The following is a 26,485-nucleotide window of genomic DNA, read 5'->3' as shown; positions in this document are numbered from 1 at the left end:
TTAAGCCTCTATCTTATAAAAACCAAATCATTCTCCTTAGACATCGGTTCGCTATAACTATAGCCTTCATAATTAAAGCCCTTTAAATCGTCTATGGTTTTTGCGTTGGTATCCACTACGTAACGTGCCATTAATCCGCGGGCGGCTTTAGCAAAAAAGGAAATCATTTTATATTCGCCATTTTTAAAATCTTTAAAATTAGCCGTTACCACAGGTACTTTTAGCGCTTTAGTATCAACCGCTTTAAAATATTCGTTGCTGGCTAAATTCAAAAACAACTCATCATCTTCCAGCTCCTCATTAAGGGCTTTGGTGATGTCTTTTTTCCAAAATTCATATAGATTTTTCTTTGTACCTACAGGGAATTTAGTTCCCATTTCCAAACGGTAAGGCTGAATTAAATCGGTAGGTTTTAAAACACCATACAAACCAGAAAGAATGCGAACTGTGTTGTTAAGCGTTTCAATTTTATCTTCTGGAATGGTGTAGGCATCCAAACCACGATACACATCGCCATTAAAAGCATAAACTGCCGGTCTGGCATTATCGGTAGTAAAAGGCAATTCCCAAGCTTGATTACGCTCGTAATTAAGTTGCCCCAAAGCATCAGAAATACTCATGAGTTTCGATAAACTTTTGGCCGATTTCTTTTTAAGTAATTTATTTAAACGCTCCGATTGTTTTAAAAACCGAGCTTCTGTATGTTGCGATGTTGGTAATTCACTTTCAAAATCTAAGGACTTTGCTGGAGATATAACTAATTTCATAAATACCTTTTTGTTGTTTTCGCTTTCGCGGAATTTGGCAATACTTCTACCTAACTTTTTATTTTCAATTCAAATTTACAACTCCTATCCTATTTTTTAAATCATGGTTAAGAATTATTTCTGATGCCACTATAGAATGAATTGATGTTTAATGATTGGCTAGGCGCTTGCTGTAGAAATACTTTCAAGTTCGATCTTAAAAATAACCTTTTAAATCATAAAAAGGTATGTAGATGAAGCTCATTTATTTACAAAACAGATTTTAAAATAAACTACTCAATCACAATTTTATAGACCCTTAAAAGTCCAGTATGGCCTTCTGCAGAAAACTTGGCGCCTTTTATTTTATTCTGTCCGGGGTGGATGTTATAGTTAGTTGCTGTTCTAAAATCTGTGCGTTCTAAATTACTGTTATTAAAAGTCGCGCCTTCTAAATCACAATTGTTAAGAGAAACTTGTCTTAAATCCGCTTCGGTAAATTCGACTTCATGGCATTTAGAGTTTTCAAATTTTGATGTTTTTAAATCAACTTGATAAAACGACGTGTGATTTATTATGCAATTCAAAAAACGAACGGAAAACCCAAAATCGTTACAGGTTTCAAAATGTAAACCCAACATTTTACAATCTTGAAATTTCACATCCTGAAATGCGGTGTTAGTAATGTTTGCCGAACTTAAATTACAATCGATAAATTCGCACTCTAAAAAGTTAATGCCGTTTAAAAACGATTTAGAAAAATTACAATTTATAAAGCTGCAGTATTCATAATCACCATGAGGAAGCCGATTCTCGGTAAAATCTTGTTTACTAAAAGTTTGATCTTCTACCATAAGCTTTTATGAAATGGTTTTTCTTTTTAAAAGTACTAATTTTTATCCACCACACTTAGGGCTAAACGGATTTTAAAATAGTCTAGACCGGGAATGTATCGAGACAAGTAAAGAGCTCTTAGCCATTTGAACAATGGAATCGGTTATAAACCAAAGCACAATTATAAGCAATAAAAAAAGAGCACCTTAAAATAATGCTCGTCTCAATTAGGTTTTATAATCTTATCTGTACTTCCATTCACGTTCATGCCTGTAGGTATCTCCATTTTCTTCAAATTCCTCCGAACTATGAATGATAAAATATTCTTGATACAACTCGACATTAGAAGCATATTTAGAACCATCTTCAAGAGTCAAAGTTAGAACATCTCCATCAAAGCTATAGGTTCCTTTTTCATTCTCTCTAACCCCATAAAAGGATTCATATTTGTAAAAGGTGCTATTTTCATAAAAAGTTAAGTCACTTATTTCGTCTTCCCCGAACTTATAATATCGTTCACTCTCAAAGGTTCCATTTACGTATTCCCTTTCATGCAATACAAATAAAGTCCATTTTCCATAAAGCTCCTCATTAAATACCTCTCCAACTTCTTCAACTTCATCATCATCATCATCATCATTACTACAAGACATTAAAAATAAACTAGCAAGCACAGCTACCGTTAAAAGAATAACGCTGGTATTTTTTTTCATTTGGTTTGTTTTTTTAATTAATTACATAAGTTGGTTTAACTTCAATATTTCCAACCCTTACACCTTAAGATGAAAACTCCTCACGAATTGTAATATTTAGGAGTGGAAAAGTAAGAAAAAAACAGATAGCATCCTTAAGGACATTTCGCAGTTATCACTTAATCACACTGAAGAACAACACATAAAACACTGAAATACAACACTAAAAAACAACTCAAAAACTACTGAAAAAGCTTATTTTTTAACTAGTAAATAATCTGATATAGTTTAACTTTTATCCACCACACTTAAGGCCAAACGGATTTTAAAATAGTCTAGATCGGCATTAAAATAATCGTAGTAAGGACGTAAAGCATTTGGGGCATCAAGTTCTTGCTTTGCTTTTCGAACGGCTTCAATTTCTGTTTTTGAAACAAAATCATGAATATTCACTGCTTTCCCCGAACTGTGTAATTTCGCAATATGTGAATAAATGGTCGTGGTGGAAAGTTTACGTTCCAATGAGATTTCTTCCACACTTAAACCCGATTTATAAAGTTCGTAAGTGACTAAATGTGTTGCCTTCTTTTTAGGCTTCTTCACTTTAGAACCCATAAAATCTAAAATCTCGGCCATAAACTCATCGCCATAAACCTCGAGCTTACGCTGTCCTACACCACTTATGCTTAAAAAGTCCGATTCACTTAATGGACGCTCTCGTTCAATTTCCTTTAACGTCGCATCACTAAATACCAAATATGCTGGAATATCCTCTTCTAAAGCAATTTTATAACGCAACTGGCGTAAACGCTCAAACAAGCTGTTTTCAACGGTTTTAACACGAGCTTTAGGACTTGCTTTGGGCTTGCGTTTTACGCGTTCCTTAACTTTTGGTTCCGGAATATGAACTGGTTTTGTTAATGAGACTTTAGCGCCTTCAAACAAAACTTTGTTAGAAAACTCGGTAAGTCGAAGGACATTATTTTTATGAAAAGCGATTTCACAAAACCCCTGATTTATTAATTGAATGGTTAAATGCTGCCAATCGCGATAAGCAATTTCTCTACCAATCCCAAAGGTTTTCAATTGGTTATAGCCTTTATCTAAAATCGTGGCATTTTGCGAACCTCGAAGCACATCGATTACGGTTCCTATAGGTTCTGCTTGCTTTAAACGATATACGGCCGACAAGATTTTTTGAGCGAATATGGTACCATCAAAAAACTGTGGCGGATTTTTACAAACATCGCAGTTTCCACAATTTTCGGCAAGCAACTCCCCAAAATAGCTAAGCAAGATTTTTCTACGGCAGGTAGTGGCTTCACTAAACTGCTTCATACGGTCGAGCTTCGCTATTTGAAACTCTTCATTTGATGCACCACTAGCAAAATTCCGAAGTTGAATTACATCAGCATAACTATGAAATAACAGGGCGTGCGATTTTAATCCATCCCGTCCTGCACGACCAATTTCCTGATAATAGCCTTCTATATTTTTAGGCATATTATAATGCACGACCCATCGAACATTAGATTTGTCGATACCCATACCAAAGGCAACGGTAGCGCAAACTACTTGAGTTTTATCAAAAATAAAGGACTCTTGTACTTTGGACCGTTCCTCAAAATTCAAACCCGCATGATAAGCTTTAGCTGAAATACCATTAGTTTTAAGCTTTTTAGCCAACTGCTCGGTGGTTTTTCGGCTTAAACAATAAACAATACCCGATTGATTAGGCGTTTTGTTTATAAACTTTACGATTTGAGATATTCTATTATCGGCAGGGCGGACTTCTAGTTCAATATTTTCTCGGTCGAACGACGAAATAAATTGTTGCGCATGTTCAATACGTAATTGCTTCGCGATGTCGGTTCTCGTGGCTTTATCGGCAGTGGCCGTTAGTGCAATAAATGGTGTATTAGGCAGCGTGCCTTTTAAAAATCCTAGTTGCTGATATGATGGTCTAAAATCGTGTCCCCAAGACGAAATACAGTGCGCCTCATCAATAGCGACACAACTGATATATTTTTCATTAATGATATTTTGAAGCGAAGCAAGGCTCTCTGGAGCCACATACAGGAGTTTTAAATCAGCTTGAATAACACGTTCTATAATAAGATCTTGTTCGGAACCACTCTGACTGCTATTGAAATACGAAGCCGAAATACCATTGGCATTTAAACCATCTACTTGATCTTTCATCAAAGCAATTAATGGTGAAATGACTAGGGTAACACCTTCAAAACTTAAGGCAGGTAACTGGAAGCACATCGATTTTCCGCCACCAGTAGGCATGATAACCAAGCAATCTTTTTTGCTTAAAACGGTTTCAATAATCTCTTTTTGCTGTGCACGAAACGTATCGTATCCAAAGTACGTTTTTAAATTAGAAAATAATTTATCCTTAGTTTCTGTCGTGTGCATTAAGCTTTTTTATGAAAGAAGATTTTAGCGGTTTACTACCACTCTCTTAATTTATTCAAAGCTTCAAGTGCTTCAATTTCCTTTTGAGGAATAACCTTTAAAAATGATGGATGCTGCTCGATCGCATATTCGATTTTAGTAATGATATCGTCTGTAGAATCATTATCATAATCAATTTCTAGAGGTTCTTTTATTTCAAAAGATTGTAAGATATTTTTCTTTTTAATTCTTAAGCCTTTCTTATCAAATGAACGTCGAAAACCATCAATAACAATAGGTACAACGATAGGTTTGTAACGCTTTATAATATGAGCGGTACCTTTTCTAACCGGTTTAAAAGGTGTTGTGGTTCCTTGCGGGAAAGTAATCACCCAACCATCGTCTAAGGCCTTTCCAATGTTAGAAATATCACTCATTTTAACCTGTCTGTTCACATCTTTACCTTCAGATCGCCAAGTACGCTCGATACTAATCGACCCCATATAAGCTAATATTTTAGGCAGCAACCCTGCTTTCATGGTTTCTTTGGCTGCAACATAATAGATGTTTAATTTCGGATTCCAAATGTAACCTACGTTTTTAATCGAATCTACACGTCCGCTTAAACTCGCGTTAAAAACATGAAACATAGAAACCACATCGGCAAAATAAGTTTGATGATTTGATATAAATAAAACGTTGGTATCGGGTAGATTTTTAATCACTTCAGAACCTTCGATTTGAAGTTCGTTAAACCCTCTAAAGCGTCTATGTGTAAGAAGGCCGAAAACTCTAATCAGCCATTTTTTTAATAGTAATATGTGTCCGAATGGATTTTTTTTAAGCAATCCCATAATAAATCCTTCTTCAATTTTTCAGTTGGTGGTGCAAATGTAGTAAATCTCGTAGATTATATCAGAGCTTTTAACAGGTCTTTAATTTCACTAAGCATCATAGCGGTTGCGCCCCAAACCACATGACCTTTTAATTTAAAAGCAGGCACCTCGACTTCAGCACTATAAGAGCTTTTTACTTTTTTAGTAATTAAGTAACTATCATCTAAAAAATCGGCCAGAGGCACTTCAATAATACGTTCTACCTCATCAGCTTGTTTTACAAATTTTGGTGTTTTGTGACTTACTCCTACATAGGGCTGCACGTAAAAATTACTTGGAGGAATGTACACCTGTGTGAGCTCTTTAACCACTTCAACATCTTCCATAGGCACCCCAACTTCCTCGAAAGTTTCACGCAAAGCCGTAAATTCTAAAGACGCATCATCAGGCTCGAACCGCCCGCCAGGAAAAGCTACTTGTGCCGAATGTACCCCTTTATAGGTCTTTCTTAATATTAAAACAAAATGTGTTTCATGAAACTGATCGGGATAAAACAAAGCTAAAACACCTGCTAATTTAGCGTTTTTGATGGCCGATTTCTGATTTCTAAGAAACTCATGACGAAAGGAAGGCACCATTTTAAAGTGCGATGTTTCGCCTAATACGGGTATATTTTCTATTTTTGAAAGCGCCTGTAAAAATGTATCAAAATTCATTCGAAAATATTTTCAGTGAATAACAAAATTATAATTAATGAAGTTTAATCTTATTTTTTGTTTTTTATGTCTTCTAGTTTTAAACTGTGAAGATAAACAAACTAAAAAGAAGCCTAGCCCTGAAGCCCAAGTTGAAACCAAAGAAACCGAGGAAACACCGAAAACAACGACGTCTACTAAAAAAAAGACCCGTGAATTCCCTAAGTTAACCGACAAAAATGCGATGGATTTTTTCTTGGAATACGACAAGCATCACAAGGAAAATAAGGTGCGCATTACAACCGATTTTGGCACCATAGACATCCTACTGTATAACGAAACCAAGTTTCATCGTTCCAATTTTATTTGGCTAACGAAGCAAAAATACTTCAATAACACACAGTTTTACCGTGTGATTGATAACTTCATGGTTCAGGCCGGAAATAGCGACGATAAAGAAACGGTTAGAAAGCGTGAATACATAGGCAAATACCTCTTACCTCCAGACACCAAACGTGGTTTTAAACATGACAGAGGTGTGATTTCTATGCCAAGTAGCGAAATTGACAATCCGCATAAACTAGCCTCGCCTTATGAGTTTTTCATTGTTCAGCAGGAAGGAGGCTCGCATTTTTTAGATGGGGATTACACCATATTTGGACATGTTACTAAAGGTATGGATGTAGTTGATAAAATTGCGAGTGTAGATACCGACAGTGCCGATTGGCCTAACAAAAACATTTATATACGCAATGTTGAGATTATAGAATAGTTTGGGACAAAGTGACTTTATTAGAGGGCTTTACTCAATTTAAGACCTACCAACTTCTGATAACACACCCCTTAACACCCTCTTTATAAAGGGAAAATCTAACACAACAGTTTCCCTCCTAATAAGGAGGGATTAAGGGAGGTGTTTTTATTAGGTTTCAGCGAAAAGATTCACTCTTTTAATCCCCTTGATTGTTGTACAAATTCGGTAATGCAATCTTAAAAATAACGGCTAATAAACGAATCACGATAACCACAACCCCAGCGATAATAAAAATAAAGTTACCTTCAATTGGTAATAATTTTAATAGGAAATAAGTGATTCCTCCTAAAATACAGGCAGTTGCATAAATTTCTTTTCTAAAAATAACGGGGATTTCGTTACACAAAACATCACGTACAACACCTCCAAAACATGCTGTTATGGTGCCTATCGCAATGCAAATTACAGGGTGTAAACCAGCGTTTATCCCTCTTTCTACACCTACAACAGTGTACAGACCTATTCCAATAGTATCAAATAAAAATAGTGAGGTTCGTAAATAATTAAGTTTACTTCTAAAAATAATTCCGAAAATCGAAGCGCCTATAATCACGTAAGTATACACAATATTGGTCATCCAACTTACGGGCGTAACACCAATTAAAATATCACGCAAAGTACCACCTCCTACCGAGGTTACGAAAGCAATTATAAGAATACCAAATAAATCCATTCGCTTTTTAAGAGCCACTAAAACTCCTGATATAGCGAAGGCCGCGGTTCCAAAAATCTCAACGATATAAAACATAATTTATCTTTAAATTATATGTTCTTAAAATAATTTAGGAAAGTATCATATTTACTTTCGCGGCGCAAAAGTACTTCTCTATTTACATATTTTGAGTATAAAAATTATAATCTTTTAAAATAACGCTAATAAATTCTGTATCAGTTTTTTGCTTCACCTCTTTTATGCCTGTCACCTCTAATATTTTCTCACGAAGTTTGATTAAGGTTTTGTAATCTTTTGAAAGTTTTGAAGTATTAAACATCTCTTTTATGATACGAGCATCGTTATCAGATAGTTTTATAACATTGGGATAACTTGGTTTATAATTTTCGGTAAGATTTTCTAAAATAGTATGACTGATGTTCACTTTATCCTTTAAAACAATAACAGCAGTTCCGGCGGCCATATCGCCTATACGCTGTGTTTTTTTATTCATGGCCATGACAAAAAAGCCTAATCCGAAAATATAAATATCAACGATTCTAAAAAACCACCGTACCACATAATCTGAAAAAGACGCCTGATAGCCATCAATTTTCACCACTCTAATTTTCATAATACGCTTGCCTAAGGTTTGTCCGTTAAACAACGACTCTAACGCTAAGGTGTAAAACATCACGGGAAAACTAAGCAGGGTATTCAAGGCGATTTGAGACCATTGATCCATGTTATCAAAAACACCAAAAGAGCTTGCTAAAACCATTAAATAGCCAATTTTTATAGCCATATCAATGATAAAAGCCAACAAGCGTTCTCCTGCTCCTGAAGCATTGAACGATATTTTTACATTTTGGGTGGTGTTAATTTGTAACTCTGACATTTTATATTTTAATTTATCAAATATATGAGGGAAGTTTCATTCATCAAGCAAAATAAGGAAAAATGGTTAAGTTTTGAAAAAGCCATTTTCAATAACGATTTTGAAAGTCCAGATGAGCTGGCTACACAATACATTCATGTGGTGAACGATTTGGCTTATGCACAAACTTATTACCCTAAAAGTAAGGTGGTTGTTTACCTCAATCAATTAGCCGCCAAAGCCTTTCAAAAAATATATAAAACCAAGCGAGAGGACACGAATCGGATTATTTCTTTTTGGAAAACCGAAATCCCACTCATTTGTTACGAATACCGAAAATTTATTTACATCGCTTTTATTGTGTTTTTCGCCTTTACTTTTGTTGGGGTGATCTCTGCGGCCAACGACGGTGAGTTTGTACGTTCTATTTTAGGCGACCATTATGTAAACATGTCGTTAGAAAACATTGAAGCCGGCGATCCTGTGGCCGTATATAAAAGTGGTAGCAATTGGGGAAGTTTTATTGGCATCACCATTAATAACTTAAAAGTGGGTATTATCGCTTTTGTAATGGGTGTGTTTTTAGGTATTGGTACCCTTTACATCATGTTTAAAAACTGCATTATGCTGGGCTCCTTTCAATATTTCTTTTATGAAAAAAATGTGTTTTGGGAAAGTGTTCGAGGTATCTGGATTCACGGATCTATGGAAATATTCGCCATTGTTATTGAAGCGGCGGCTGGATTAATTTTAGGTGCTAGTATTCTATTTCCTGGCACCCATTCACGATATACGTCTTTTAAAAAAGGCGCTAAAATTGGTGTGAAAATTTTAATTAGCACCTTCCCTTTTACTTTTGCTGCTGGCTTTTTGGAAGGTTTTATAACCCGATATTCTAATATTATGCCACACGCTTTATCGGTTTTTATCATTTTAAGCACCTTGAGTTTAATCTCTTATTACTATTTAATATACCCCTTTAAAATTCAGAAGCAAATCACTTCAATCCCAACTACAAGTACCTTAACCGTTTGAAATTATCACCCCCATATCTTAGGCTTTTTATTTTGATGCTGTGTTGCTGTGTTCAAACGAATTTTGCTACCACAATATCTCAAAACCCTGATCAGGTTAGACGTTTTGATGACGATTTTAAATCGCGCTATCAAGACGAGCGATTTAACTATCAAGGTCGAGCGGTTGTTAGGCGTACTAAATCGGGGTCTGGAGTCTACGAAACCTACAGAAACGGTGAGGCCACCAATGCACCTCTTGAAACCGAAGAAGAAAACAACCAACGCGATTTTCATATTAACCTTGGCCCTTTAGGATGGTTTTTCTACCTCGCTATTGCCTTGGCGGTTGTTGCTTTAGTTTATTTACTGGTTAAAGAAGGTGGCAGTGGTTTGTTCTCATCAAAAAGAAACAAATCGCTTAACCCCGATGAAGACATTACCGCAGAGAATATTGAAAACATAGATATTGAGACTTTAATAAAACAAGCTGAAAACGATACTAATTTCCGACTTGCTATACGTTATTACTACCTGCTTACTTTAAAAACCTTAAGCCGTAATAACCTTATTACTTTTGAAGACGATAAAACAAATGCAGAATATTTAACCGAACTACAACAAACGGCCCACTTTAAAAATTTCGGATATATCTCATACCTCTATAATTACATTTGGTACGGCGAATTCCCTGTTGATTTACAGAAATACCAAATGGCTAAAACTCATTTTACTGACTTCCTAAAACCGTTAAAATCATGAGAAAAATTTTAGTGGTTATCGTCATTCTAATTACGCTAATTATAACTGCAGCTGTCGTGCTCAGTATTTCTAGCACCAAAACAGTCGATTGGGAAGAATCTTTTAACGAAAAAAGTAATAAACCTTACGGACTAAGTATCCTATATAAGGAACTGCCTCGAATTTTTGAAAATCATGCGTTTCGAACCGTTTACCATCAACCGGCTAGTTACTTACGTGCACATTCCGATGGAAGTTATGGTGAATTTATTGCAGAAGGTAGCTACCTTATTTTCGGTAATTCAAATTATTTAGAAGATGATTCCATTGAGGAATTGCTTCATTTTGTGGATTCTGGAAACACACTTTTCATTTCCGATTACAGCTTTCCGCAGAAAATAAATGACACTTTAGCCCTTGAAACTAAATACATCACAAATCAGAAGGACAGTATTTCATACCTCTCTCTAACGGATTTCGATCTACCTGATATCAAAATTGATAAAAATCAAGGGGACTCCTATTTTTCATCTTATAATAAAGAAAAATATACCGTTTTAGGTTATTCTAAAATAGATTACAAACACGCTAACTTTTTAAAAATTCCCTTTGGAGCAGGTTTTATTTATCTGCATACCGAGCCCAAAGCCTTTACAAACTATAATTTGCTAGCAGAAAATCGCTATCAATATATTGAAGGGGTACTCGCCTACTTACCTGAAAACGATCTATATTTCGATTCCTTTACCAAAATACAAACCCCTTACAGCCCTGATGTTGAACAAGAATCCAATCTTTCGTGGTTTTTACAACAACAATCCTTTCGTTGGGCCTGGTACACCGCTTTAGTGTTTACCATTTTATTTATGATTTTTAATGCCAAACGCAGACAGCGTATTATTAAAATTATCACCCCGTTACAAAATACTTCGGTGGCCTTTGTGAAAACCGTTTCTAATTTATACTTTGAAACCAAAGACCATAAAAACCTCATTGATAAAAAAATCACTTATTTTTTAGAGAAAATTAGAGTTGAATTTCATTTAAACACGCAGGTTTTAGACGAAGAATTTATAAATCGATTGGCTGCCAAATCGGGTAAAAAAACCGAGGATGTTAAAATTTTAATCAACTATATCAAATGGTTAAAAACGCAAGAAGCCGTTACAGAAGCCCAATTAATCAAACTAAACAAATTCATTGAAGCCTTTAATTCAAAATAATTATGGACGAGAATAACACCCCACAAGAACATCAAGATTATTTACCAAACCAGGAAAATAGCACTGTATCTACATCACAAACGGAGGCTAATAACCTACAGTTTCAAAACCGTTTAGATCTTAGCGCATTACAAGCCAGCGTTCAAAATATAAAGGCTGAAATAGGCAAAGTTATTGTTGGCCAAACCGATATGATCGACATGCTTATTGCGTCGCTTTTAGCCAAAGGTCATTCGTTAATTGAAGGGGTTCCTGGTGTGGCAAAAACGGTTACGGCCAAACTATTGGCCAAATCTTTAAGTGTTGATTTTAGCAGGATTCAATTTACTCCCGATTTAATGCCTAGTGATATATTAGGAACGTCCATTTTCAATCTAAAAAACTCAGAATTCGAATTTAAAAAAGGGCCTATTTTCTCAAACATGATTCTTATTGATGAGATTAACCGTTCGCCAGCCAAAACACAAGCCGCGCTTTTTGAGGTGATGGAAGAACAGCAAATTACTATCGACGGACATCAATATGCTTTAGATGCACCTTTTATGGTTTTAGCCACTCAGAACCCTGTAGAACAAGAAGGCACCTACCGTTTACCTGAAGCGCAATTAGACCGTTTTTTGTTTAAAATCGATGTGGATTATCCCAATTTAGAAGAAGAAATTGAAATTATTAGTCGTGAGCACCTTTTACAAGATAAAGCGAAAACCGATGAAATCACGTCTTTTTTAACCGCATCGCAAATTATAGGCTATCAAAATCTCGTGACGCAAGTTATTGTGGAGAAACACCTTATTAACTACATCGCACAAATTATTGTGGCCACTAGAAGCAATCAGTTTTTATATTTAGGAGCTTCGCCTCGTGCTTCTATTGCTATATTAAAAGCGAGTAAGGCCTTTGCTGCTATGACTGGTCGTGATTTTGTAACACCTGAAGATATAAAACGAGCTGCAGTCCCTGTACTTCATCACCGTGTTATTGTAACTCCAGAGCGTGAAATGGAAGGCGTGAGCAGTAAACAAATTATAAAACAAATTATCGAAAATGTTGAGATTCCGAGGTAAGGGCTGGAGGCAATATGCTGTAGGCTATATGGAGCATAAAACATACGGCATATGGCCTACCGCATACAGCATAACCAAAAACTAACAACGAATAACCATTAACCAATATTCAATTTGAAACTCCTAAAACCATTCTACATACAACCTCGATTTTTTTATGCCGGTATTGGCATTGTTGTGTTGTTTGCATTGAGCTACTTTGTGCCATTCTTATTTTTGGTGGCACAGTTACTTATTTTGGTTTTGTGTATTGTTTTTATTTTAGATATTCTCCTCGTATTTATAGGTAAAAATAAGGTTGAAGGTGAACGCGTATTACCAGATAAGTTTTCGAATGGTGATATGAATTTAGTGGAAATCACTATTAAAAATAATTATCCCATTAATATTCACTTTGAGATTATTGATGAAATTCCTGAGCAATTTCAAGTACGGGATTTTAAGCTTAAACGTGCGATAAGCTCTAAAAAAACGGAAACCATTGCCTATCATTTAAAACCTACCGAACGTGGTGTTTACCAATTTGGAGATTTAAACATATATGCTTCATCAGTTTTGAAAATGGTAGCCAAACGCTATACCTTTAATACAGACAGTAGTGTTCCAACCTATCCGAGCTACAAGCAATTAAAGAAATTTGAGCTACTAAACATCAATAAAAATTCACTTGATTATGGTTTAAAAAAAGTCCGTCGTCTCGGACATTCCATGGAATTTGAACAAATTAAAGATTATGTTTCTGGCGACGATTTACGCACCATCAATTGGAAAGCAACAGCCAAGAAGAAACAATTAATGGTGAATCAATTTCAGGATGAAAAATCACAGCCTGTATATGCTATAATCGATAAAGGCCGTTTAATGAAAATGCCTTTTAACGGATTAAGCCTACTTGATTACGCCATAAACGCCGCACTAGTTATAAGTCATGTGGTTTTAAGAAAACATGATAAAGCAGGGCTGTTTTCCTTTTCAAAAAACATAGACAATGTGGTGATTGCCGAACGTAGAAATTCGCAAATGCGTCTCATTCTAGAAGCGCTTTACAACGTGAAAACCGATTATTTTGAAAGTGATTTTAGTCGCTTATACGGCAACATTAAAAAACACATTACCCACCGTAGTTTGCTTTTAATGTACACCAATTTTGAAACCTTGAATGGTTTAGAACGTCAGTTACCCTATTTAAAAGCCATTTCTAAAAGTCATTTGCTAGTTGTTATTTTCTTTAAAAACACCGAAATCGACCAGATGATAAAGGGTAAGGCAGAAACCATTCAGCAAGTTTATGATAAGGTGATTGCTGAAAAACTAGAATATGAAAAACGCCTGATTGCCAACGAGCTTAAAAAATACGGTATTCATTCTATTTTAACCACGCCAGAGCATCTCACGATTGATACGATAAATAAATATTTAGAGATTAAAGCTCGGGGGATGTTGTAGTAACCATTCTGAATTAAATAAAATGACGGTCTAGAAGGTGTTTACGCGTCATTCTGAATTTATTTCAGAATCTCATCCTACTGATAACTTTGTATTATGAGAACCTGAAACGAGTTCAGGTTGACGAAAATTTCACTTTCTAGACCGTCTATGTTTTATGGGTTAAAGATAAACTTAAACCGTTTCGCTTAACCAAGCTTTCATCATCCAAACCGTTTTTTCTTGCTCGGTAATAAAGTCACTCATCATAGAGTTTGTACCTTCATCATTGGCATCACCTGCTTTTTCTAAAAGATCTCTTTCTATTTTAAGAAGTTCCGCTAAAGAATCTACAATTAATCGTACGGCTTTATCATCTTTAGAAATGTTTTTCCCTACAGGAACTTGTGCTTTCGCCGAATAATCTTCGAAAGTATGTAAAGGGGTTCCGCCTAAGGTTAAAATACGCTCGGCTATTTCATCTACCTTAGTATTTGCATCAGTATATAACTCCTCAAATTTCACGTGTAAATCGAAGAATGCTCTTCCTTGAATGTTCCAGTGAATACCTCTTAAGTTTTGATAATATATTTGAAAATTAGCTAATAGATGGTTTAAATCTTCAGCTAAATCATTTGCTTTTTCTGTGTCTAATCCGATACTATTTAATTTCATTTTTCTTTGTTTTTTTTATTCGTTCTTACAAATTTACTCTATTAATAACAGTTTAAATAATAGATATAATTGATAGTTTTTATATTTTTATAGCCTAAATTGATGATAGATGACGATAACACAATTGTACTATGTTTTAGCTGTGGCAGAAAACCAAAACTTTACCAAAGCGGCTGAAAAATGTTTTGTAACCCAGCCTACTTTGAGCATGCAAATACAAAAACTAGAGGAGCAATTAGACGTACAAATATTCGATCGTACCAAAAAACCTATTGAACTCACCGAGGTTGGTAAAAAAATAGTGACTCAAGCACGGAACATTGTAAACGAGTCTTATCGTATTCAGGATATTGTCGATCAACAAAAAGGCTTTATAGGCGGCGAATTTAAGTTAGGCATTATCCCAACGGTGATGCCCACTTTATTACCGATGTTTTTAAAAAGCTTCATAAAAAAACATCCCAAAGTAAAGCTCAAAATTGAAGAATTGACTACCGAAGAAATTATGGCTAGAATTAAAGATGGCCATTTAGATGCGGCCATTGCTGCAACCCCTTTGGAAGACGAAAATATAAAAGAACGGGTGCTTTATTTCGAACCTTTTGTGAATTACATCCCAAATGGCCACCGTTTACACAAACAAAACAAAATTGATGTCGCCGATTTAGATGTTGATGACATGCTGCTTCTTGAAGACGGCCACTGTTTTAGAGACGGCGTTCTTAATTTATGTAAAGTTTTTAAAAATCATACCGATGATAAGTTTCAGTTAGAAAGCGGTAGTATTGAAACCTTAGTTAAGCTTTCTAACGAAGGCCTTGGCATGACATTGCTCCCTTATTTACACACTTTAGACTTAAACAGCGAGGAGAAACTTAATTTACACTACTTCAACGAACCTACTCCGGCTCGTGAAGTGAGTATAATTTACCATAAAAGTGAATTGAAAATGCAAATTATTGAAGCTTTGCAAGATGTAATCTCTGGTATAATTAGAGGTGCCATAGCCTTTCAAAACGTACAAATTATTAGTCCGCTACCCAAATAGTAACCACCAATCACGGAAGTAATTCATTTACAGATTTACAAAGTCAAATTCAAGTATAAGGAAAACTTGTTTTTTGCGTGCACGTTATCGCCAAATAGATTTTGCTGAATAGGAAAAGTATAGTTGGCACCTACGGTAAACTTATTAAAAACAACTTCTGAACCCACGGTTCCACTAAAGCTATGGCCTTCGGTTTCTGGAATGACTTCGCCAAATTGCTCTATGGAATCGTAAACATCGCCAGAAACACCAACAAACGGCATGGCTATAAAAGTGGTTTTAGGTATGGAATAATAGAAATTTGAAGCATAACTAAATTGGTTTCCAAAACGGTAATCATTTTTATTGGCGGTTTTAGCATAGTAAGTCGCCGTTGTATTAATCCCAATTTTACCAGCGCTGTACCCGTAGTTTAGAGCAAAAATACCATCCCAGCTGCCTGTTCCTACTTGAAACCCTGGGTTTACGTAATCGGTTAGCGATTCTTCAAATTCGCCAGTAGGCAATTTAACACCTAAACCAAACTGAATTCTGTGGCCTGAAGGCTCCCTTTCAGTTGAAAAAACCACGTCGCCAGCCTTTTGCTTTTTATAAAATGTTAACTGATACCAGCCTATAACATTCATATCCCCAATACCATTAATATGTTCTGTTCGGTGTGTGAAATCACGATATAAATCTTGATAAGGAATGATGCTGCTTACATAAAAATTTTCGGTAATGGGTACACGTCCCCAAACTTGGTAGGTATTAAAACTTTCTTTTGAAGTAGGAGAATTTTCAAAAATACCATCCTTAGATTCAAAACTCTGATAGATGTATCGCACCCCAACAAAATTGGAATTTTTTAATGAGCCAAAACCAAAACTGCCACTACTTGTAGAACATCCACAAAGATCGCATTCGGGAGCAAATTCTGAATGCTGATGCATGGGACAATACGGCAATGGTTCTAATGCTTGATGCTTAAACGGTATAAAAACCAGAATGACGCACAACCATAGACTTTTTATATTAATATTCTGAAAATCTTTCATCTTCTAAAAATTCATAATCTGTTAATGTTAGTAAAAAAGCGATAATGGCTTCCTTATCCTGCGAGCTTAAATCAATTCCTAGAGTACCGTCTTCTTTAATTAAGCTTGCATCCACTTCTCCCCCATTTTCTACCATGCCATCACTATAGAAATCTAAAACTGCTTGTAAACTCCCAAAACGACCATCATGCATATACGGAAATGTCTTTTCAATATTTCTTAAACTGGGCACTTTAAACTTGTAAAAATCAGACACGTATCCAGAAACGCGTTTTCTACCTTCTTCTTCGGGATGCTTTCTATTGTAAGGAATACCGTTATTACGATAAGATTGATCGGAAAACAAATCTCCAGTATGACAAGACGCACATTTATTATTAAAAACACGATAACCTTCAGCCTCTAAGGCTGTAAACTCAGTATTTTCTTCTTGACGAACCACTTTATCATATTTAGAATTCGAAGACACCATCATCACCATAAATTGGGAAAGTGCTTTTAACAAGCGTTCTGAATTTATTTCTGGAGTACCAAAAGCGCGGTTAAACAATTCTGGATATTCAGATGAATTCCTTAATTTTTCCAATACGGAAGGCATGGTTTCATTCATTTCAACCTCTGCCGTAATCGGAATAATAGGCTGTAAGTCTAAATGAATGGCAGCCCCATCCCAAGTAAATTCATCGAAATAGGCCAGATTTTGTATGGGTTGGGTATTCCTAAACCCTTCTAAGCCATTTTCACCATGGCTAATGGTATGACCGTGATGAGTAAACCCCGAAGATTGCTCGTGACAAAATCCACAAGATATAATACCACTTGACGACAATTTCCCCTCATAAAACAACTTTTTACCAAGTTCAAACCCCATATCTGTTAGAGGGTTAGCTGACAAATCGTACTTAAGGCCTGGGAAATTAGCAGGTGTTTCAAACACTAAATCTTGAGGTTCTACAGGTACATAGGTATCTTCAGAACATGACCATAACACCCCAAAAAGGGTTATAATTAATCCTATTTTTTTCATTCTAAAAAATGGGCCTGATTGAGCGTAAACCCAATCAAGCCAATAAAATATTATTAATTATGTACGTGATGCACCATAAACATACCACTCACATTACTAGCAATTTGAGGTGATTTTACAGCATCCACATGAATTTGAGGAGCATCATCAAGTTTAAACTGTGTTGATCCATCTAATACTTGAGATAAATCTGACACAATATGAACAACAGGAGAAATATCCGTTCTTACACGTGCCGTTGTAGGCATGTCTAAAGTAATCTCTTTGTAGTTGTCTAAAGCCGTTCCATGGCTTCCCATATGGAATGCAAAAGCCGTTTCGGTGGTAGTCGTTGCCGAAGTATATAAGCCTTCATAAACAAAAAACTTGTAACCAGCTTGCCATGACCACATCATACCAGCTTCTTCAGCTTTCGATAAAAAATCACCTTGTCCTGTAGCCCCTTCAAGGTATTTCTCTTGATCGACTCCAAGTCCGAAAGTTATTTTTTTATAGTTTCCTGCTGGAACATCAGATAAATCGATAAATAAGGAATTCTCATCAGATTCATTTACAATAAAGTAAGACTCATTTTTTGGAACGGTATAAACCTCACCATCTTCATCTTCTAATCGAATATTACTCACAATGTATTTCACATCTGAAATCCATATTTTTTCGGTATCGACAGCGCTATACACGCTGGTTTCTAAAAGTAAATCGGAATCGTTATAGGCATTATCAAATTCAACAGTTAGAACTCCTGTTCCTGTTATGTTATCATTATTTACATCGTCAGATGAACATGATAAAATAGATATAGCAAGCATGATGATACATGCGAATTTTGTAGTTTTCATTAATGTTTTGGAATAAAATATAATTGTACTTTTTTAGGCAAGCACTTTTAAAGCCTTGAAAAAACATCATAGTATTCTATTGAAAAGCATGTTTAAATGCACTCTTCGCTAAATAATATATATATGTTCTGGAAAACATTCTGTGATTTAGAATGTCGAGGTATTTATCTTGAGTATCATCAAGACATTATGAAAACTAACACATGGGAGGTCGAAACAAAGAAGAATCCCTTAAATAAGCATAATGCTTATCGAAACTAAATATTTTACTTTTATCTGTAGTGATTATTTGAGGGTAACGATTTATATCGTGAGTTTGAGGGTTGTTAAAAACCACATAAAAACACTCCAATAAAATGGAATGGTTTGAGTTTGAATCTTCGTCTGGAGTACTTTGCTGGAATTGTTTAGCCAGATGACATTTTCCATTACATTGAAACTCTGGTTCCTCTTTATTAACACAGTAATTCTCAATAATGTAATCAATATTTAGCTCATAATAGGCCACCTGCCCAAGGTAGTACATGGGTCTTACAGAAAGTATTAAAAATAATATGACAGCTAAAAATCGTTTCAGTGTGCTTTTTTTTGCAAATATAGTGCAGGAAACTATAATACATAAAAAAGGCGACTAAAATCGTCGCCTTTTTTTATTTTAAATAAATTAAACATTGGTTTAATTCTGGATTTTGTTGCACTAAAGACAAAATAAAAATTTTAAGTTCTTCTACTTCGTATGGTAATAGTCTTTGAACTGCTTTTTGCACTTCTCTGCAAAATAAGTTACTGTCGAAACTCACTTTATCGAGTACAGTTTTCGTGTACTCCATCATTGCTCTTGCCATAATTTTATTTAAAGTTTAGGTTTGGTGTAAAAATTAGTGTAATACGTAGATTTGTTAAATAGGCAGTTATTTTTATAAAAAAATTACCTTCTAAATTTACTAAAAATTTCTATAACTCTAGCTTATTAACACAAATTTAATACCTAAGTCATTACTTGCTGAACTTAAGCCCCCCTTTCTTTACCCTATTTTACAGTTTATTAGGAATAGTAATAGGGACTGACAAAATTCTTGATTCTTCTTTTTTAATAAAGCAAGTCAAAACAGACCACTTGTTCGCTTTTGAGTAATCAAAAACCACCAAAATAACATAAGAATTTTACCTAAAAACAACCATGGAAATATAATTTTATTACTAAAAAAACACACCATTTACAAAATTTTATTGAAAGATTTTTACTATATTGTATAACATCCAACAAATACAGCATGTAAGACACCACAACCTTAATCTATTAATAATGAACAGATTCCCTCCATTTTCAGTTCTAATAGTAGCTCTTAGTTTCAGTTTATGTCATTCCCAAACGGGACCAGGTGGAGTTGGAAGCAACGATGGTACTTCAAGCCTTATCATGTGGTTTCGCCCTGATTATGGTTTATCAACATCTGGAACCGCAATTGATTCATGGGAAAACGCTGCCGGAATTCCTGCTTTTAACATGAGCGAATCAGGCAGTCAAAGACCCACTCTAATAACTAATGCTGTTAATGGATATGCCGAGATTAACTTTAATGGCAATAATAGATTAGAGACAGGGCAAACCCTTACGAGTTCGAATTTTATAACTAATCAAGCCTCTTCTTTTGTTGTTGTAAAGGCAGATAATATCACACAACAGTCTAGCGTGTACACCACCTACCCTCATCCTAATTCTAACAGGTTTACCTGTCATATTCCTTGGGGTGGCATTGTTTACTTCGATATTGGAACCTGTTGTAGTAATAATGCTCGTATTGAAATAAACAACCTTAACGGTTTAACTAATTATTCCATATGGGCTTACGTTGCTAATTCTTCAAATGGTAAACAGCTTTTTAGAAATGACCATTTACTACAAAACAGACCAAATACCTCCAATTACGTTTCTGATAGTAACCAGCATTTTAATTTAGGAGGTAACACTCCAAGTGCAGCAGGTTTTGAGGGAGACATGACTGAGATCGCTATTTTTAAATCCAAAGTAAATTTTGCTCAAAGAATCATCATTAGTAATTATTTATCGGCAAAATATAATCAAGCGCTTACAACCAACGATTTTTACACTCAAGATGAAGCTCTAAACGGAAATTTCGACTATAACGTTGCTGGTATTGGACAGACTGGAGGCACAAACCATACCGACTCACAAGGCACAGGAATTGTACGTATGCATTCGCCTTCTAATTTGAATAATAATGAATATTTATTTTGGGGTGAGAATATAAAGGATGCTACTTATGAATTTACTACTAATACTACAAATTACACCGAACAGCTCAATACGACTTGGCGTGTTAGTAAAACCAACGATTTGGGTACTGTTACGATCGTTTTTGACACTAGCGCTTTAGATTTATCTGGTTTTCAAGGCAGTAGTTGTCCACCATTACAATTAATTATCGATAACGATGCTGATTTCCAGTCCCCTATTTCAGTACACTCACTTAGCATTACTGGAACCACAGCTACCGCTATTGGTGTTTCTTTTTCTGATGATGATTATTTTACACTTCGCTACACCGACCAAATTGTTTGGGATGGATCGGCGTTTTTTAATGGTTCCGGCACAGCATATGCACCAAGTGTCGCCGATGCTTGTTTAAAATTAACTGTAAAAGCTGGAAGTCCGACCACCTTAAGTGCTACGGCCCATGTAAGAGAAGTAGAAGTGGAATCGGGTGCTACATTAAATGTTAATGACGGGTTACTTTTAGAAGTTGAAGATTCTGTAATTATTGACGGAACCTTGGACCTATTAGGAGAAGCACAGCTCATACAGAATCACACAAGCATAAGCTTTAACTCTGGTAACGGATCATTAATTATCAGACAGCAAGGAACTACGAATCTTTACAATTACAATTACTGGAGTGCTCCGGTTAACAGAAGTGGCCGATGGGAAATTGGCTGGCTTGAAGATATAAACGGACCTATAACTTTTACTTCTAATGTAAATGCCGACCCAACCACTATGCCTATAACTTTAAGCAGCAGATGGCTATACACTTTTAGCGGTTATACTAACGATTATACCGGTTGGCAAAAAGAAGAAACCAATACCGTAATAACTCCTGGTGAGGGCTACACTTTAAAAGGTTCAGGAGCAACCAGTGTAGAACAAGAGTTTATTTTTAAAGGCATACCTAACGATGGAAACTATACTAAAGTAGCATTTTCTGGATACGATATATTACTCGGCAACCCTTACCCTTCAGCATTAAATGCCAATCAATTTATTACTGACAATCTCGGCGTCATAGAAGGGACGCTCTATTTCTGGGAACATTTCAGTTCTAATAACAGCCACCACCTTAAGGATTACGAAGGTGGTTATGCCGTGTATAACCTGATGATGGGAACTAAAGCTGTTGCTGATAATTCTGGCTTAACAAGCGGAATCGGCGCTGCTACAAAATTAGAACCGAAAGGAAGCATTAGTGTTGGTCAAGGCTTTTTCACCAGTATTGTTGGAACGGGGAATATTGCTTTCAACAATTCACAGCGTGTTTTTGCAAAAGATTCAGATGACGGAAGTATTTTCTATAAATCTAACAACAATAAATCAACTACAACTCAAGATAACAGAACCAAAATATGGTTTGCATTTTTAGAGCCTAACAACATAAAGAAAATCTTAGGCTTGGGTTACGATCCAATTCATGCCTCCATAGGTTACGATAATGGTTATGATGCGATATCTATTGATAAATTTAAAAATGATATTTACTGGCCATTGGAAGACAAGGAATTAGTTATCCAAGCCTTACCTCATATTAACATCGGGGATGAATTACTAGTTACTATAAAAGCTACCGATAGCGGTATTTACAAAATGACTATAGACGATTCGCAACATCTACCTGATGCCTTGGAAGTATATCTAAAGGATTATGAAACACACAGCTACTACGATTTAAGAAATACCATCGCGGAAATTAATCTACAAAGTGGTACCTATGAAAACCGATTTGCTATTGTGTTTCAAAAAGCAAACCTTCTAAATACTGAAACCCCCATAGAAAATAACATTTCTATGAGTTATAACAACATTGATAAAACACTCACAATCAGCCAACTTGAAGATTTAAACCAAGTTGAAAGCGTTATTATTTATGATGCAAACGGCAAAAAAATATTGAATAAGAAGTCCTTAAAATCAGAACAACTTAATTTAAGTCCGTTTCAGGATGGACTATACATATTAAGCGTTAAACTGAAAACCAACATCCTTTTTCAAACAGTAAAATTCCTTAAATACTAAAACGCCATTTTAAGTTTGGAAGAAGTTTTAGTGCTATGAATACATTTTTTCTCAAAGTTCTCTGTTTTTACATAGGTGTCTTGTAAAAATTTCAATCTCTAACAAAATTCCTGATCAAGTGATGTTAAGCCAAATGGTTAATCTACGCAATCAACCACTTCGTTTTAAATAATTGTTTTTTTATTCTATTGATATTAATTCAACGAATTACCACTCCTCTGTAAAACTTCTATATTTTTAAAAGAAATAAATATTTTTTTGGGTCATTTTAAGACTTTTACTTAACATTGTATTCACTTTTATCTGTTATAAATGAATTCATTTTTTCAGAAATGTATATTAAAGTGATTTCCCTCCATTTATTATAATAATAAGTTAATTGCTTTTCAGTAATTGACAAAACACTTTTTAACAAGCTTATAGCTAAAGATAACTTGATAAATCTTTATCATGACAAAATTTAAATACCTACTAGCACTAGTTTTGTGCTTTTTTTATGCCGTAAACCACGCCCAAACTGGCCCTGGGGGTGTGGGAACTAATGATGGCTCTTCAAACCTTATCATGTGGTTTCGCCCTGACAATGGGGTGTCAACCACTGCATCTGCCGTTGATTCATGGGAAAATTCTGCTGGAATTTCGGATTTCAACATGAGTGAATCAACAACCCAGAGACCAACTCTAATAACTAATGCTGTTAATGGTTATGATGAGATTAGCTTTAATGGCTCGAATAAGTTAGTTACTGGAATGACTCTTACCACTTCTAACTTTATAGTAAATGAAGCCTCTTCTTTTGTAGTTGTAAGAGCCGATAATACCACTCAAAGATCTTGTGTATATACCACCGACCCCCTTGTTGGCTCAACCAGATTTACCTGCCATATCCCTTGGGAGAACCAAGTTTATTTTGATATAGGAACTTGTTGTGGCACTGATGCCCGAATACAAGTTAGTGGTCTTTCAGGCTTAACTAATTACTCCATTTGGTCCTATGGTGCTCATCCTACAACAGGGAAACAACTTTATAGAAATGAAAATTTGTTACAAAATAGAGGTAACACAACAACCTATAACTCTTATAGCACACAACGCTTTAATCTAGGAGGGAATACTTCTGGAACTGCTGGTTTTGTAGGCGATATGACTGAAGTAGCCATTTTTAAAACCAAAGTAAATGCTGCGCAAAGAATCATTATTAATAATTATTTATCTGCAAAATATGATCAAGCGCTTACGGCTAATAACTTTTATCTTCAAGATAATGCGGCCAATGGAAATTTCGATCATAACGTTGCTGGTATAGGTCAAGCTAGTGATAGTTCAAGTCATACCGATTCGCAAGGTACAGGCATTGTTAGAATAAACACCCCTTCGAATTTATCTAATGGCGATTATTTATTTTGGGGTGAAAATATTAAAGACGCTACTTATGAGTTCGCAACCAATACTACTAATTACACTGAACAGTTAAACACCACATGGCGTGTTAGTAAAGCCAACAATTTGGGTACTGTTACGGTCACCTTTGACATAAGTGCTATAGATTTATCTGGTTTTCAAGGTACTACTTGTTCGCCGTTACAATTAATTTTGGATAACGATTCTGATGTTTCATCGCCTACATCAGTTTACCCGCTTACCATTTCAGGAACTACGGCTACTGTATCAGGGGTTTCTTTTTCTAATGGAGATTATTTCACGCTACGATACACCGACCAAATTGTTTGGGATGGATCGTTGTTTTTTAATGGTTCTGGTACAGCCAATGCACCAAGTGCCGCTGACGCTTGTTTAAAATTAACTGTAAAAGCTGGAAGTCCAGCCACCTTAAGTGCTACGGCCCATGTAAGAGAAGTAGAAGTGGAATCGGGTGCTACATTAAATGTTAATGACGGGTTACTTTTAGAAGTTGAAGATTCTGTAACTATTGACGGTACCTTAGACTTATTAGGAGAAGCTCAGCTCATACAGAATCACTCGGGACCAACGACAAATTCTGGAAACGGGTCATTGATCATTAGACAACAAGGCACCACAAATTTATACAATTACAATTACTGGAGTGCTCCTGTGAATAGAGGTGGTCGATGGGAAATTGGCTGGCTTGAAGATGCTAGTGGACCAATAACTTTTAATCCCAATGTAGATGCCGATCCATCCACTTCGCCAATTACTTTAAGTAGCAGATGGCTGTATACTTTTAGTGGAGTAACCAATAATTATTATGCTTGGCAGCCCATTGATCCAACTACTGTAATATCTTCTGGAGTAGGCTATACTTTAAAGGGTTCGGGAGCCTCAAGCACAGAACAAGAGTACGTTTTTAAAGGTATACCGAACGATGGGGACTATACAAAATTGGGGCTTGCTGGAAACGATTTATTACTTGGCAACCCCTATCCTTCAGCTATGGATGCTACACAATTTATCAATGACAATGCTGGAATTATTACTGGAACCCTCTATTTTTGGGAGCATTTTAGCTCGAACAATAGCCACTACCTTAAAGATTACGAAGGCGGTTATGCTACCTATAACCTGATTATGGGAATTTCAGCTGCAATTCCTGATAATTCTGGTTTAACAAGTGGAATGGGAACAGCTTCAAAAGTAGCACCAACAGGAAACATTAGTGTAGGACAAGGTTTTTTTGTAACTAACAGCTCAACCGCGTTTATTCAATTCAATAATGGTCAACGTGTTTTTGCAAAAGATTCAGATGGAGGAAGTATTTTCTATAAGTCGAACAGTAATAAATCAACTACGACTCAAGATAACAGAACCAAAATATGGTTTGCGTTTTTAGAACCTAACAACATAAAGAAAATCTTTGGCTTAGGTTACGATCCAAATCATGCCACCATAGGTTACGACAATGGTTATGATGCGATAGCTTTTGATGAATTTAAAAATGATATTTACTGGCCATTAGAAGACAAGGAATTAGTTATCCAAGCCTTACCTCATATTAATATCGAGGATGAATTGCCAGTTACAATAAAAGCTACCGATGGCGGTATTTACAAAATGACTATTGATGACTCGCAGCATCTACCTGATGCCTTGGAAGTGTTTTTAAAGGATTTTGAAACGAATAGCTACTTTGATCTAAGAAATACTATCGCGGAAATTAATCTACAAAGTGGTACCTATGAAAACCGATTTGCTGTTGTGTTTCAAAAAGGAAGTCTTTTAAATACTGAAGGGGTTGCAAAAAACACCGTTACGGCAACTTACAATAAACCAACGGAGACCCTCGCTTTAAATCATATTGAAGATTTAAGTAACATAGCCTCTGTAATAATCTATGATGTTAATGGTAAAAAAGTTATCACGAAAAGAACGTTAAAATCGGCTAGTATTGATGTTAGCGCATTAAGTGAAGGCTTATACATATTAAATTTAAAACTGAAATCGGATTCTAATAAGCGCTCTATAAAGTTCCTTAAATATTAGGCATAATTGTGAAAAATTATAAGCTGTCTGAAAAGTTTAAACCATCGTCATACTTTGCTAGACACAGCATGGCATC

The 26,485-nt window shown here is 35.5% G+C and carries 23 protein-coding genes; 9 read left to right on the top strand and 14 right to left on the bottom strand.

Features of this window, described 5'->3' with window-relative positions:
* Positions 1-8: 8 nt before the first annotated feature.
* The 6 genes from yaaA to A6I66_RS11845 all read right to left on the bottom strand — a co-directional run bounded on the left by yaaA (position 9) and on the right by A6I66_RS11845 (position 6,227).
* Entirely contained in the window at positions 9-767 is a 759-nt protein-coding gene (gene yaaA, locus A6I66_RS11870; RefSeq protein WP_067149576.1) for a peroxide stress protein YaaA, read from the bottom strand.
* A 272-nt stretch (positions 768-1,039) separates the two neighbouring features.
* Positions 1,040-1,600, bottom strand: coding sequence for a pentapeptide repeat-containing protein (locus A6I66_RS11865; RefSeq protein WP_067149574.1), 561 nt, complete (start codon positions 1,598-1,600; stop codon positions 1,040-1,042).
* A gap of 222 nt (positions 1,601-1,822) precedes the next feature.
* Positions 1,823-2,293: a lipocalin family protein gene (locus tag A6I66_RS11860; protein WP_067149572.1), complete on the bottom strand. Its 471-nt coding sequence runs from the start codon at positions 2,291-2,293 to the stop codon at positions 1,823-1,825.
* Positions 2,294-2,560: 267 nt separating this feature from the next.
* A complete protein-coding gene (gene recQ, locus A6I66_RS11855) occupies positions 2,561-4,696 on the bottom strand; it encodes a DNA helicase RecQ (protein ID WP_067149570.1) in 2,136 nt (711 codons plus the stop codon).
* A gap of 35 nt (positions 4,697-4,731) precedes the next feature.
* Positions 4,732-5,529, bottom strand: coding sequence for a lysophospholipid acyltransferase family protein (locus A6I66_RS11850; protein WP_067149568.1), 798 nt, complete (start codon positions 5,527-5,529; stop codon positions 4,732-4,734).
* Positions 5,530-5,585: 56 nt separating this feature from the next.
* Positions 5,586-6,227, bottom strand: a complete 642-nt coding sequence (locus tag A6I66_RS11845) for an NUDIX hydrolase (protein ID WP_067149566.1) — start codon at positions 6,225-6,227, stop codon at positions 5,586-5,588.
* 37 nt (positions 6,228-6,264) lie between these two features.
* Between A6I66_RS11845 and A6I66_RS11840 the strand changes: the two genes are divergently transcribed.
* Complete coding sequence (locus tag A6I66_RS11840; protein ID WP_067149564.1) at positions 6,265-6,978, top strand: peptidylprolyl isomerase; 714 nt, start codon at positions 6,265-6,267, stop codon at positions 6,976-6,978.
* A 178-nt stretch (positions 6,979-7,156) separates the two neighbouring features.
* Here A6I66_RS11840 and A6I66_RS11835 read toward each other — a convergent pair whose 3' ends face one another.
* Positions 7,157-7,768 carry a trimeric intracellular cation channel family protein gene (locus tag A6I66_RS11835; protein ID WP_067149562.1) on the bottom strand — a complete coding sequence of 204 codons (612 nt, stop codon included), beginning with the start codon at positions 7,766-7,768 and terminating at the stop codon, positions 7,157-7,159.
* Between the two features lie 82 nt (positions 7,769-7,850).
* Positions 7,851-8,570 carry an RDD family protein gene (locus tag A6I66_RS11830; protein ID WP_067149560.1) on the bottom strand — a complete coding sequence of 240 codons (720 nt, stop codon included), beginning with the start codon at positions 8,568-8,570 and terminating at the stop codon, positions 7,851-7,853.
* A 24-nt stretch (positions 8,571-8,594) separates the two neighbouring features.
* On the opposite strand from A6I66_RS11830, the gene A6I66_RS11825 reads away from it, so the two are divergent.
* The 5 genes from A6I66_RS11825 to A6I66_RS11805 all read left to right on the top strand — a co-directional run bounded on the left by A6I66_RS11825 (position 8,595) and on the right by A6I66_RS11805 (position 14,036).
* A complete protein-coding gene (locus A6I66_RS11825; protein ID WP_067149558.1) occupies positions 8,595-9,584 on the top strand; it encodes a stage II sporulation protein M in 990 nt (329 codons plus the stop codon).
* Positions 9,581-10,324, top strand: coding sequence for a hypothetical protein (locus A6I66_RS11820; protein ID WP_169815729.1), 744 nt, complete (start codon positions 9,581-9,583; stop codon positions 10,322-10,324). The genes A6I66_RS11825 and A6I66_RS11820 overlap by 4 nt, the downstream gene beginning before the upstream one ends.
* A complete protein-coding gene (locus A6I66_RS11815; RefSeq protein ID WP_067149555.1) occupies positions 10,321-11,526 on the top strand; it encodes a DUF4350 domain-containing protein in 1,206 nt (401 codons plus the stop codon). Before A6I66_RS11820 ends, A6I66_RS11815 begins: the two co-directional genes overlap by 4 nt.
* A gap of 2 nt (positions 11,527-11,528) precedes the next feature.
* The gene (locus A6I66_RS11810; protein ID WP_067149545.1) at positions 11,529-12,590 is read left to right on the top strand and encodes an AAA family ATPase; all 1,062 of its coding nucleotides are present in this window, start codon (positions 11,529-11,531) and stop codon (positions 12,588-12,590) included.
* Positions 12,591-12,704: 114 nt separating this feature from the next.
* Positions 12,705-14,036 carry a DUF58 domain-containing protein gene (locus A6I66_RS11805; RefSeq protein WP_067149543.1) on the top strand — a complete coding sequence of 444 codons (1,332 nt, stop codon included), beginning with the start codon at positions 12,705-12,707 and terminating at the stop codon, positions 14,034-14,036.
* 174 nt (positions 14,037-14,210) lie between these two features.
* Here A6I66_RS11805 and A6I66_RS11800 read toward each other — a convergent pair whose 3' ends face one another.
* Positions 14,211-14,690 carry a Dps family protein gene (locus tag A6I66_RS11800; protein WP_067149541.1) on the bottom strand — a complete coding sequence of 160 codons (480 nt, stop codon included), beginning with the start codon at positions 14,688-14,690 and terminating at the stop codon, positions 14,211-14,213.
* A 109-nt stretch (positions 14,691-14,799) separates the two neighbouring features.
* On the opposite strand from A6I66_RS11800, the gene A6I66_RS11795 reads away from it, so the two are divergent.
* Entirely contained in the window at positions 14,800-15,738 is a 939-nt protein-coding gene (locus tag A6I66_RS11795; protein WP_067149539.1) for a LysR family transcriptional regulator, read from the top strand.
* Between the two features lie 35 nt (positions 15,739-15,773).
* Here A6I66_RS11795 and A6I66_RS11790 read toward each other — a convergent pair whose 3' ends face one another.
* From A6I66_RS11790 to A6I66_RS11770, 5 genes are all read right to left on the bottom strand, one after another.
* Positions 15,774-16,775: a hypothetical protein gene (locus tag A6I66_RS11790; RefSeq protein WP_157614199.1), complete on the bottom strand. Its 1,002-nt coding sequence runs from the start codon at positions 16,773-16,775 to the stop codon at positions 15,774-15,776.
* Positions 16,753-17,802 (bottom strand): cytochrome-c peroxidase, encoded by a 1,050-nt coding sequence (locus A6I66_RS11785; RefSeq protein ID WP_067149537.1) that lies wholly within the window; start codon positions 17,800-17,802, stop codon positions 16,753-16,755. Before A6I66_RS11785 ends, A6I66_RS11790 begins: the two co-directional genes overlap by 23 nt.
* A 53-nt stretch (positions 17,803-17,855) precedes the next feature.
* A complete protein-coding gene (locus tag A6I66_RS11780) occupies positions 17,856-18,641 on the bottom strand; it encodes an MbnP family protein (RefSeq protein WP_067149535.1) in 786 nt (261 codons plus the stop codon).
* A 196-nt stretch (positions 18,642-18,837) separates the two neighbouring features.
* A complete protein-coding gene (locus A6I66_RS11775) occupies positions 18,838-19,167 on the bottom strand; it encodes a hypothetical protein (RefSeq protein WP_067149533.1) in 330 nt (109 codons plus the stop codon).
* Positions 19,168-19,291: 124 nt separating this feature from the next.
* Positions 19,292-19,486 (bottom strand): hypothetical protein, encoded by a 195-nt coding sequence (locus tag A6I66_RS11770; RefSeq protein WP_067149531.1) that lies wholly within the window; start codon positions 19,484-19,486, stop codon positions 19,292-19,294.
* A 461-nt stretch (positions 19,487-19,947) separates the two neighbouring features.
* Between A6I66_RS11770 and A6I66_RS11765 the strand changes: the two genes are divergently transcribed.
* Positions 19,948-22,950, top strand: coding sequence for a T9SS type A sorting domain-containing protein (locus A6I66_RS11765; protein WP_157614197.1), 3,003 nt, complete (start codon positions 19,948-19,950; stop codon positions 22,948-22,950).
* Positions 22,951-23,400: 450 nt separating this feature from the next.
* Positions 23,401-26,409 (top strand): T9SS type A sorting domain-containing protein, encoded by a 3,009-nt coding sequence (locus A6I66_RS11760; RefSeq protein ID WP_067149526.1) that lies wholly within the window; start codon positions 23,401-23,403, stop codon positions 26,407-26,409.
* The last annotated feature ends 76 nt before the right edge of the window (positions 26,410-26,485 follow it).

This window comes from Pseudotamlana agarivorans (assembly GCF_001642835.1).
Lineage (GTDB): Bacteria > Bacteroidota > Bacteroidia > Flavobacteriales > Flavobacteriaceae > Pseudotamlana > Pseudotamlana agarivorans.
Note: the sequence above shows the minus strand (reverse complement) of the source record. Positions and strands in the feature narration are given on the sequence as shown.

Excerpts from the sequence above, each read along its gene's own strand:
- A6I66_RS11770 (WP_067149531.1), bottom strand. The coding sequence starts at position 19,486 with ATGGCAAGAGCAATGATGGAGTACACGAAAACTGTACTCGATAAAGTG.
- A6I66_RS11860 (WP_067149572.1), bottom strand. The coding sequence starts at position 2,293 with ATGAAAAAAAATACCAGCGTTATTCTTTTAACGGTAGCTGTGCTTGCT.
- A6I66_RS11760 (WP_067149526.1), top strand. The coding sequence starts at position 23,401 with ATGACAAAATTTAAATACCTACTAGCACTAGTTTTGTGCTTTTTTTAT.
- yaaA (WP_067149576.1), bottom strand. The coding sequence starts at position 767 with ATGAAATTAGTTATATCTCCAGCAAAGTCCTTAGATTTTGAAAGTGAA.
- A6I66_RS11785 (WP_067149537.1), bottom strand. The coding sequence starts at position 17,802 with ATGAAAAAAATAGGATTAATTATAACCCTTTTTGGGGTGTTATGGTCA.
- A6I66_RS11795 (WP_067149539.1), top strand. The coding sequence starts at position 14,800 with ATGACGATAACACAATTGTACTATGTTTTAGCTGTGGCAGAAAACCAA.
- A6I66_RS11835 (WP_067149562.1), bottom strand. The coding sequence starts at position 7,768 with ATGTTTTATATCGTTGAGATTTTTGGAACCGCGGCCTTCGCTATATCA.
- A6I66_RS11780 (WP_067149535.1), bottom strand. The coding sequence starts at position 18,641 with ATGAAAACTACAAAATTCGCATGTATCATCATGCTTGCTATATCTATT.
- A6I66_RS11765 (WP_157614197.1), top strand. The coding sequence starts at position 19,948 with ATGAACAGATTCCCTCCATTTTCAGTTCTAATAGTAGCTCTTAGTTTC.
- A6I66_RS11815 (WP_067149555.1), top strand. The coding sequence starts at position 10,321 with ATGAGAAAAATTTTAGTGGTTATCGTCATTCTAATTACGCTAATTATA.
- A6I66_RS11865 (WP_067149574.1), bottom strand. The coding sequence starts at position 1,600 with ATGGTAGAAGATCAAACTTTTAGTAAACAAGATTTTACCGAGAATCGG.
- A6I66_RS11840 (WP_067149564.1), top strand. The coding sequence starts at position 6,265 with ATGAAGTTTAATCTTATTTTTTGTTTTTTATGTCTTCTAGTTTTAAAC.
- A6I66_RS11790 (WP_157614199.1), bottom strand. The coding sequence starts at position 16,775 with ATGAAAGATTTTCAGAATATTAATATAAAAAGTCTATGGTTGTGCGTC.
- A6I66_RS11825 (WP_067149558.1), top strand. The coding sequence starts at position 8,595 with ATGAGGGAAGTTTCATTCATCAAGCAAAATAAGGAAAAATGGTTAAGT.
- A6I66_RS11830 (WP_067149560.1), bottom strand. The coding sequence starts at position 8,570 with ATGTCAGAGTTACAAATTAACACCACCCAAAATGTAAAAATATCGTTC.
- A6I66_RS11845 (WP_067149566.1), bottom strand. The coding sequence starts at position 6,227 with ATGAATTTTGATACATTTTTACAGGCGCTTTCAAAAATAGAAAATATA.
- A6I66_RS11850 (WP_067149568.1), bottom strand. The coding sequence starts at position 5,529 with ATGGGATTGCTTAAAAAAAATCCATTCGGACACATATTACTATTAAAA.
- A6I66_RS11810 (WP_067149545.1), top strand. The coding sequence starts at position 11,529 with ATGGACGAGAATAACACCCCACAAGAACATCAAGATTATTTACCAAAC.
- recQ (WP_067149570.1), bottom strand. The coding sequence starts at position 4,696 with ATGCACACGACAGAAACTAAGGATAAATTATTTTCTAATTTAAAAACG.
- A6I66_RS11800 (WP_067149541.1), bottom strand. The coding sequence starts at position 14,690 with ATGAAATTAAATAGTATCGGATTAGACACAGAAAAAGCAAATGATTTA.
- A6I66_RS11775 (WP_067149533.1), bottom strand. The coding sequence starts at position 19,167 with ATGTACTACCTTGGGCAGGTGGCCTATTATGAGCTAAATATTGATTAC.